7 protein-coding genes and 1 pseudogene are annotated in these 7,555 nt (G+C 67.4%); all 8 read right to left on the reverse strand.

What is annotated here, in order from left to right:
* On the reverse strand, positions 1 to 1,488 hold a 1,488-nt coding region (locus tag DK459_RS25770; RefSeq protein ID WP_233256862.1), incomplete at its 3' end, for a methyl-accepting chemotaxis protein.
* A 205-nt stretch (positions 1,489 to 1,693) separates the two neighbouring features.
* Positions 1,694 to 2,326 (reverse strand): protein phosphatase CheZ, encoded by a 633-nt coding sequence (gene cheZ, locus DK459_RS25775; RefSeq protein WP_006387518.1) that lies wholly within the window; start codon positions 2,324 to 2,326, stop codon positions 1,694 to 1,696.
* 8 nt (positions 2,327 to 2,334) lie between these two features.
* Entirely contained in the window at positions 2,335 to 2,724 is a 390-nt protein-coding gene (gene cheY / locus DK459_RS25780; RefSeq protein ID WP_006387517.1) for a chemotaxis response regulator CheY, read from the reverse strand.
* A gap of 50 nt (positions 2,725 to 2,774) precedes the next feature.
* Positions 2,775 to 3,833 (reverse strand): chemotaxis response regulator protein-glutamate methylesterase, encoded by a 1,059-nt coding sequence (locus DK459_RS25785; protein ID WP_006387516.1) that lies wholly within the window; start codon positions 3,831 to 3,833, stop codon positions 2,775 to 2,777.
* Positions 3,834 to 3,878: 45 nt separating this feature from the next.
* The gene (locus tag DK459_RS25790) at positions 3,879 to 4,715 is read right to left on the reverse strand and encodes a CheR family methyltransferase (RefSeq protein ID WP_020927331.1); all 837 of its coding nucleotides are present in this window, start codon (positions 4,713 to 4,715) and stop codon (positions 3,879 to 3,881) included.
* Between the two features lie 26 nt (positions 4,716 to 4,741).
* The gene (locus tag DK459_RS25795) at positions 4,742 to 6,508 is read right to left on the reverse strand and encodes a methyl-accepting chemotaxis protein (protein WP_233256863.1); all 1,767 of its coding nucleotides are present in this window, start codon (positions 6,506 to 6,508) and stop codon (positions 4,742 to 4,744) included.
* 136 nt (positions 6,509 to 6,644) lie between these two features.
* Positions 6,645 to 7,118, reverse strand: coding sequence for a hypothetical protein (locus DK459_RS25800; protein WP_020927348.1), 474 nt, complete (start codon positions 7,116 to 7,118; stop codon positions 6,645 to 6,647).
* A 29-nt stretch (positions 7,119 to 7,147) separates the two neighbouring features.
* Positions 7,148 to 7,555, reverse strand: a pseudogene (locus DK459_RS25805) (methyl-accepting chemotaxis protein); the annotation flags it as partial.

Consider the following 7,555-nt stretch of genomic DNA (forward strand, 5'->3'; position numbering starts at 1 on the left):
ACGCACGTAATCCAGCCCGATGCGCACCGCGCCCCAATGTTCCCCGTCCAGATACAAAGGCACGGAAATATCGTTGACGATCTCCCCCGTGTCACGGGAGTAGGTCTGAAACAGCAGGGTTTCCGTGTTCGCGGCCAGGCGCGCCCCGACCGGATCGTCGAAGATCCGCTTGTGCCGCACCCGCGCGATATCCTGCGCCGGATCGCCGCTGGGGGGGTGCGAATAGCGGCTGTTGTGGGCCGGCGCATAGCCCCGCGCATCCACCAGCAGCGCGTAGCTGCCGCCAGGCACCGCCTCCAGCACGCTGTCCAGCAACTGTGTCAGCGCCTCGTCGATGCCGCGGTCATAGGCCGTGTGGTAGCGCGGCGGCTCGCTGCCGGCGATCCGTTGGTAGTGGCGATCGAACACATCCAGGCCGCGCGCCCGCGCCTGTTCCAGCAGCCGGGTCGCGGCCGCCCGGAAGGCGTCCAGCGCCTCGGACAGGCGGTCGAACGCGGTATTGCCGGTCCGCATGTCCGACAGCACCTCCTGCACGCTTTCGGTCTGGCGCCGGATGCGATCGATCTCACCGGACATGCTCGCCACCCGCTCGCGCACGTCGGCGCTCAGCGCCGCGATACGGCTCACGTCCTGGCTCATTCCGTGGTTGGTGGCATCGACCTCGCCGATGGCCTGCACCACCTCGCCCACCTGGCGATTCATGCTGTCGAAATCCCGCACGAAATGCTGGAAATCCTGGCGCGTCTTGTCCAGCACCGCGCCCGAGGCGTCCACATCCTCGCGCAGCGTGCCGGTCTGGCGCTGGGTCGAATCGACCAGCTCCAGCATTTCACCGGTATGGCGGCCGATATCGCTGGTGGCCGCATTGACCCGTTCGGCCAGGCGGCCGACCTCGCTGGCCACCACGGCGAAGCCGCGGCCGGCGTCGCCGGCGCGGGCCGCCTCGACCCCCGCGTTCAGGGCCAGCAACTGCGTCTGCAACGCGATGTCCTTGATCAGCTTGCTGATATCTCCCACCGACCGGGCGCGATCGGTCAGCTGGCCCACCACATCGGTGAAGGCGGCCATCTCCCGGGTCATGCGGTCGACCCGCTCCTTGACCTCGGACAGCTCCGCCAGCGCCTGCTCGGCGGCGCGCAGATTCTGGCCGGACACGTCGGCGATCTCGCGCGCGTGGGTGGACGTGGATGCCGACAGCGCCGCGATCTGCGCGCCGCTGGCCGCCAACGCCTCGGCCGCCCGCGCCTGTTCCTGCGCCAGCTGCGCGCAGCGGCCGGCCTGGAATTGGGTCCGGGCGGTATTCAAGGCGATCTCGATGCTGGATTGCCGCACCGTGGCGATCCGGCCGCGGATGCCGGCCAGGAAGCGATACAACGGCCATGCGGCCGGACTGAACGACAGCGGGCGTTCCGAGAGCGTGGCGCGGCCGTGGTTGAGCCGGCGCAACAAACCCCAGATGCCTCCGAATCGGAATGTGGATCTGGCCAAGATGGCACCTCCTTGTGCGGCCCGGATCGTCTTCTATGGACATCCGTTGCCTGGGCGCGCGCGCCCGTCTCCTACTGCTGGGCCCCGATTCTTATTGTTTTGCAGTCTACCCAAGGGCGCCGCTTCGCACCCTTAGGGAATACGTCCATGCCCGGCCTCGCGGCGGTGGCTGGCGGGCCCTGGCGGCCCGCCCTCGCCCGCCGGATCAGAAGCCCAGGCTGGCCAGCAGGTCGTCGACCTGGTCCTGGCTGGTGACCACGTCGGTCTTGCCCTGCGGGCTGACCTGCGGGCCGTTGAGCAGGCTGTTGGCCTCGTCGCGGCGTTCCTGCGGCACGTTGTCCAGCAGCACCTGCAACAGCTCGCGCTCGATCGCGCCGACCACGTCCATCATGCGCATGATGACCTGGCCGGTCAGGTCCTGGAAGTCCTGGGCCATGATGATTTCCATCAGCTTGGACTGGGTCTGCTGCGTCTGCTTGGGCACGTCCTGCAGGAACGCGCGCGTGTCCTTGACCAGTTCACGGGCCTCGGGCAGTTCCAGCGGCTGGTCGTACCATTGCTGCCAGCGGCCATCGAGCGCCTGCGCCGAGCGCGACATGCCGTCCTGGATCGGGCCCGCGGCCTCGGTCGCGTTCAAGACCCGGTTGGCGGCCTGCTCGGTCATCTGCGCCACGTAGCGCAGGCGGTCGCGGGCATCGGGAATCGCGTTGGCGGCGTCCTTGATCGCCTGGTCCAGGCCCAGTTCGCGCATGCTGTCGCGCAGCATGCGCGTCAGCGAGGCGATACGGTGAATCAGGTCGGGCGATTCGGTCGAGTCATCATTCTGCGTCGTGCTCATTGCACACCTCAGCCGCCAATTTTCTCGAAGATCTTGACCAGCTTCTCTTCCAGCGTCGCCGCGGTGAAAGGCTTGACCACATAACCGTTGGCGCCGGCCTGGGCCGCCGCGACGATGTTTTCCTTCTTGGCCTCGGCCGTCACCATCAGCACCGGCAGCGAGGCCAGGCTGGCGTCGGCGCGGATCTGCTTGAGCATTTCCAGGCCGTCCAGGTTGGGCATGTTCCAGTCGGAGACCACGAACTGGAAGCCGCCGTTGCGCAGCTTCTCCAGGCCGATCGCGCCGTCCTCGGCCTCGTCCACGTTCTCGAAACCGAGTTCCTTGAGCAGGTTGCGGATGATCCGCCGCATGGTGGGGAAGTCATCCACCACCAGAATCTTTATGCCCTTGTCTACCATCTTTTACTCCAGAAGAAATTTGCTTGAGATCGATCGGGACCGCATCCGCGTCACACGCGGTGCCCCCGGTCGCCCAGGCGAGTCAGAATGCGCTCACTCATCGCCGACAGCGGCACTACTTCGTCAGCCGCACCGATTGCGATGGCCTCCCGGGGCATGCCGAAGACCACGCAACTGGCTTCATCCTGCGCGATGGTATGGGCGCCGGCGCGGTGCATGGCCAGCATGCCGGCCGCCCCGTCCTTGCCCATCCCGGTCAGGATGACACCGATGGCGTTCTTGCCCGCCGCCACGGCGGCGGAATTGAACAACACGTCCACCGACGGGCGGTGGCGATTGACCGGTTCGCTGGCCTCCAGCTCGATCACGTAGTTGGCGCCGCTGCGCCCCAGGCGCATGTGCGTGTCGCCGCCCGGCGCCAGGTAAACGTGGCCCGGCAGCACGCGTTCGCCATGCACTGCCTCGCGGACGGTGACGGCACAGAGCGCGTCCAGCCGCTGCGCGAACGAACGGGTGAAGCCCGCCGGCATGTGCTGCGTGATGAGAATCGCCGGGCTGTCCGGCGGCAGCGGTTGCAACACCTCGCGGATGGCCTCGGTGCCGCCCGTGGAAGCGCCCACGATCACCAGCTTTTCCGAGCTGGACAGCGGGCGGCGCAACATCGGCGCGGGCGCCGCGGCCGGCGCGTGCGGGCTGGGCGCGCGCAGCTTGGCGCGCGAGGCCGCGCGGATCTTGTCGGCGATGATCTCGGTGTATTCGAGCAGGCCGTCGCGGATGCCCAGCTTGGGCTTGGTCACGAAGTCGATGGCGCCCAGTTCCAGCGCGCGCAGCGTGATTTCGCCGCCGCGCTCGGTCAGCGACGACACCATCACCACCGGCATCGGCCGCAGGCGCATCAGCTTTTCGAGGAAATCCAGCCCGTCCATGCGGGGCATTTCCACGTCCAGCGTCAGCACGTCGGGATTGTGCTTCTTGATCAACTCGCGCGCCACCAGGGGGTCGGGCGCGGTCGCAACCACTTCCATATCGGGCTGGCTGTTGATGATCTCGGTCATCAGTCCGCGCACGAGCGCGGAATCATCCACACATAAGACTCTGATTTTCTGCATTTTTTACCGCCTAAGTCTGGCCGCAAGCTCGCCGCAGGGGCGCGCCTAGGCCTTACCTGCGCATTCGTAGACTGTCTGCCCGCGCAGACGGAAATCCCGACTGATATAGGTGAAGTTCTCGGAATGGCCCGCAAACAGCAGCCCGCCCGGCTTGAGCAACGGCACGAACCGCTCGAGGATCTTCGCCTGGGTCGGCTTGTCGAAATAAATCATGACGTTGCGGCAGAAGATCACGTCGAACTTCTCGCTGATCGGCCAGGACGGCGCCAGCAGGTTCAACGTTTCATACCGCACCATGTCGGCAATCTCGGGGCGCACCCTGACCTGCCCGGCATTGGCGCCGCGGCCCTTCAGGAAGAAGCGCTTGAGCCGGCTTTCCTCCATCTTGGCCACGCGTTCGGCCGGATAGACGGCGGTGCGCGCCCGGTTCAGCACATTGGTGTCGATGTCGGTCGCCAGCACCGAGCAGGCGCTGGCCCGCGGTCCCAGCGCTTCGGCCAGCGTGATGGCGATGGAGTACGGCTCTTCGCCCGTCGAAGCGGCGCAGCACCACACCGACACCGGACCGCCGCGCTTCTGCGCGAAATCGGCCAGGATCGGAAAGTGATGCGACTCGCGGAAAAACGCTGTCAGGTTGGTCGTCAGGGCGTTGACGAAATCTTCCCATTCAGCCGCGTCGGGCTCGTTTTCGAGCTGGTCCAGGTAGCTGCCGAAGTCCTGCCGCCCCAGCGCGCGCAGGCGCCGCGCCAGGCGGCTGTAGACCATTTCCCGCTTGTGCGCGCCCAGCGAAATGCCGGCGCGCGCGTGGATCATCTTGCGGACGCGGGTGAAGTCCGCATCCCGGAAATCGAATTGGCGGTCCACCGGAATGGACGGCGCCATGTTTGCCGCTGTTGCCACCGCCGCCCTCAGTGTCCAAGGGCAAGCGCGTCAGGCGCTTGCAGCCGCGAGTCATCGGCGGCGGAGGATCGGCCCGAGGACAGGCGCTGGGCCGGCACCTCGATGACTTCACCGGCGTTGATCTTGAACACCGCCACGGCTTCGGCCAGGCGCTGCGCCTGTTCCTGCAGCGAACCGGCCGCGGCCGCCGCCTCTTCCACCAGCGCCGCGTTCTGCTGCGTCACTTCGTCCATCTGCGACACCGCGCGGTTCACCTGGTCGATGCCGCTCGATTGCTCCTCGGACGCCGCCGAGATCTCGCCCATGATGTCCGTCACCCGCTTGACCGAGGCCACGATCTCCTGCATCGTCGCGCCCGCGCGTTCGACCTGTTGCGAACCGGCGCCCACCTTGCTCACCGAGTCCTCGATCAGGCCCTTGATCTCCTTGGCCGCCTGCGCGCTGCGCTGCGCCAGCGAGCGCACTTCGCCCGCCACCACCGCGAAGCCCTTGCCCTGCTCGCCCGCGCGGGCCGCTTCCACCGCCGCGTTCAGCGCCAGGATGTTGGTCTGGAACGCGATGCCGTCGATCACCGACACGATTTCCGAGATCTTGCGCGAGCTGGCCGAGATGCCCTGCATCGTGTTGACCACCTCGGCCACCGCCGAACCGCCGCGCTCGGCAACATCCGACGCGCTGGCCGCCAGCTGGTTCGCCTGGCGCGCGTTGTCGGCGTTCTGCTTGACCGTCGAGGCCAGCTCTTCCATCGAAGCCGCGGTTTCCTCCAGCGAGGCCGCCTGCTCTTCGGTGCGGCTGGACAGGTCGGTGTTGCCGGCCGAGATCTCGCGCGAACCGACCGTGATTTCATCGACGCCGCGGCGCACCGTGGATACGGTGCGGGTCAGGCTTTCCTGCATGCGCTTGAGGGCCGCGAACAGCTGGCCGATCTCGTTGTGCGAACGCACCTCGACGCGGCTGGTCAGGTCGCCCGCGGCGATCTTGTCGAAATGCTGGCCAGCCTCGACCAGCGGGCGCACCACCAGGCGGCCAAACAGCACCCGGCAGAACACCATCAGCGCCAGTGCCAGCGCCACCGCAACCGCCACGGCAACCATGGCACGGTTGAAATTGGCCTCGGCTTGGTCGATCGTGGCCTGCTGCTGGGCGTCGATGTACTTGCTGAACTCGGCGATGGCCTCGATGAAGGCCGCGCTGCGGGGCGTACCGTACTCGTTGTTCACCATGTAGAAAGTGGAATAGTCCTCGCTGCGCAGCGCCTCGACCATGGTGTCGACGCCGTCATCGATATACGAGCGGTAGCGGCGGACCAGGTTCATCGACAGCTGGCGGCCGGTGTCGTCCTGCAGCATGTTCTTCTGGAATTCCGCGAAACGGCTGCGCACGCCCGTCAACAGATCGGTGGCGCCCTTGAGCGCGGCGGCGGCGTCGCGCGCCGAGTTCTCGCCACTGCCCCAGCCGGATTCCTGCAGGTGGCGGGCGGCGACCATCAGGCTGACGCGGGCGCGCAGCATGTCGCTGTTGATGACTTCAACCTGCTTGGCGCGTTCGGTCAGCTCATTGACCTGGCGGATCGATTCATAGTTGTGCTGCAGGAAGAAGGCAGCCAGTCCGCCCACAGCCGCGATCAACACGGCGAAGAACGCCATCACCCACAGCAGCATCGTGCCGACGCGGGCATCGCGCAGCCTCATCTTGCGTTTCACCTTGGGCGCGCGCGCGGCCTTTTTCTTACCGACCTTGCCGGACTTCGCTCCGGATTCCAGACTCGCTTCCATATTCTTTCCCCATCCCTCAGGTACAGCTCTGACCAAATGAAAAACCACCCTGGCGCGCCATCCTTGCGGAGCGGGCACGCTTCAGGGCGACGTACGCGCCGGCCCGGGGGCCGGCACGCTCTCCGCGGAACGGGGCCTATCGCCCCTGGCGCGTCGGTTCGGGCGGCGCAGCCGGCACCGGAATGACGATGGTTTCCACCTGGGGGGCCGGCGCCGGCTGCTGCGCCCATTCCTGACTGGCGTCAGGCGCGGGCGCGGGGCCGAGCAGTTTCTGGCGTTCCCAGGGTTCCAGCAGAATATTGGTGCTGTCGACGAGGCGCATCAGGCGGCCGTCCGGGCCGAACTGCAGCAGCGCTTCCTTGCGGCTGTACAAGCCGTCGGCGACAAACGTGATCTTGAAGGACCAGAGGGCGAGGAAGGTGCCGTCGGTCTGTTTGTAGAACTTGTCAGGAGGCGCGGTAAGCGCCCGCGAGGCCTCTTCCAGCGTCGTCTGCCCGGGGGTCAGCGTCGACAGCTTGCCCGGGTCGAAATTGTGGCCCGTCGCCGCGCAGCCCGTGATCAGCGCCGTGATCGCCGCTGCTGCCAGAAGATGTTGTAGATAGCCTCGCATACCTGCCCATTTACCGGTTTCGACCGGCGTCAAAAAGATTCCCAGTCATCGTCGGCCGGCGCCTGGCGGCGGGTAGCCGCCGGCGCCGGCTTGGCGTCGTTGGCCGCCGCGCGGGGGGCCGCCGGGCGGCGCGGCGGACGCGCCGCGCTGGCCGCTTCCGCCGTCGCCGTCTTGGCGCGCGGCGCGCTATGCGTCAGGCGCGCCGCGGGCGCGGCCTGGCGTGCCGCGGGTGCGGCGGCTGTCGGGGCCGGCGCCGGCGTCGGCGCAACCGTTTCAGCTTGCGGCGCGGCAACCCGCGGCGCACTGCGGTGCTGCGCCAGTTGGCGCGCCGGCACCTCGATCACGTCGCCCGCGTTGATCTTGAACACGGCCACGGCTTCGGCCAGGCGCTGCGCCTGTTCCTGCAGCGAACCGGCCGCGGCCGCCGCCTCTTCCAC

Source organism: Achromobacter sp. RW408 (assembly GCF_003184165.1).
Lineage (GTDB): Bacteria > Pseudomonadota > Gammaproteobacteria > Burkholderiales > Burkholderiaceae_B > Achromobacter > Achromobacter xylosoxidans.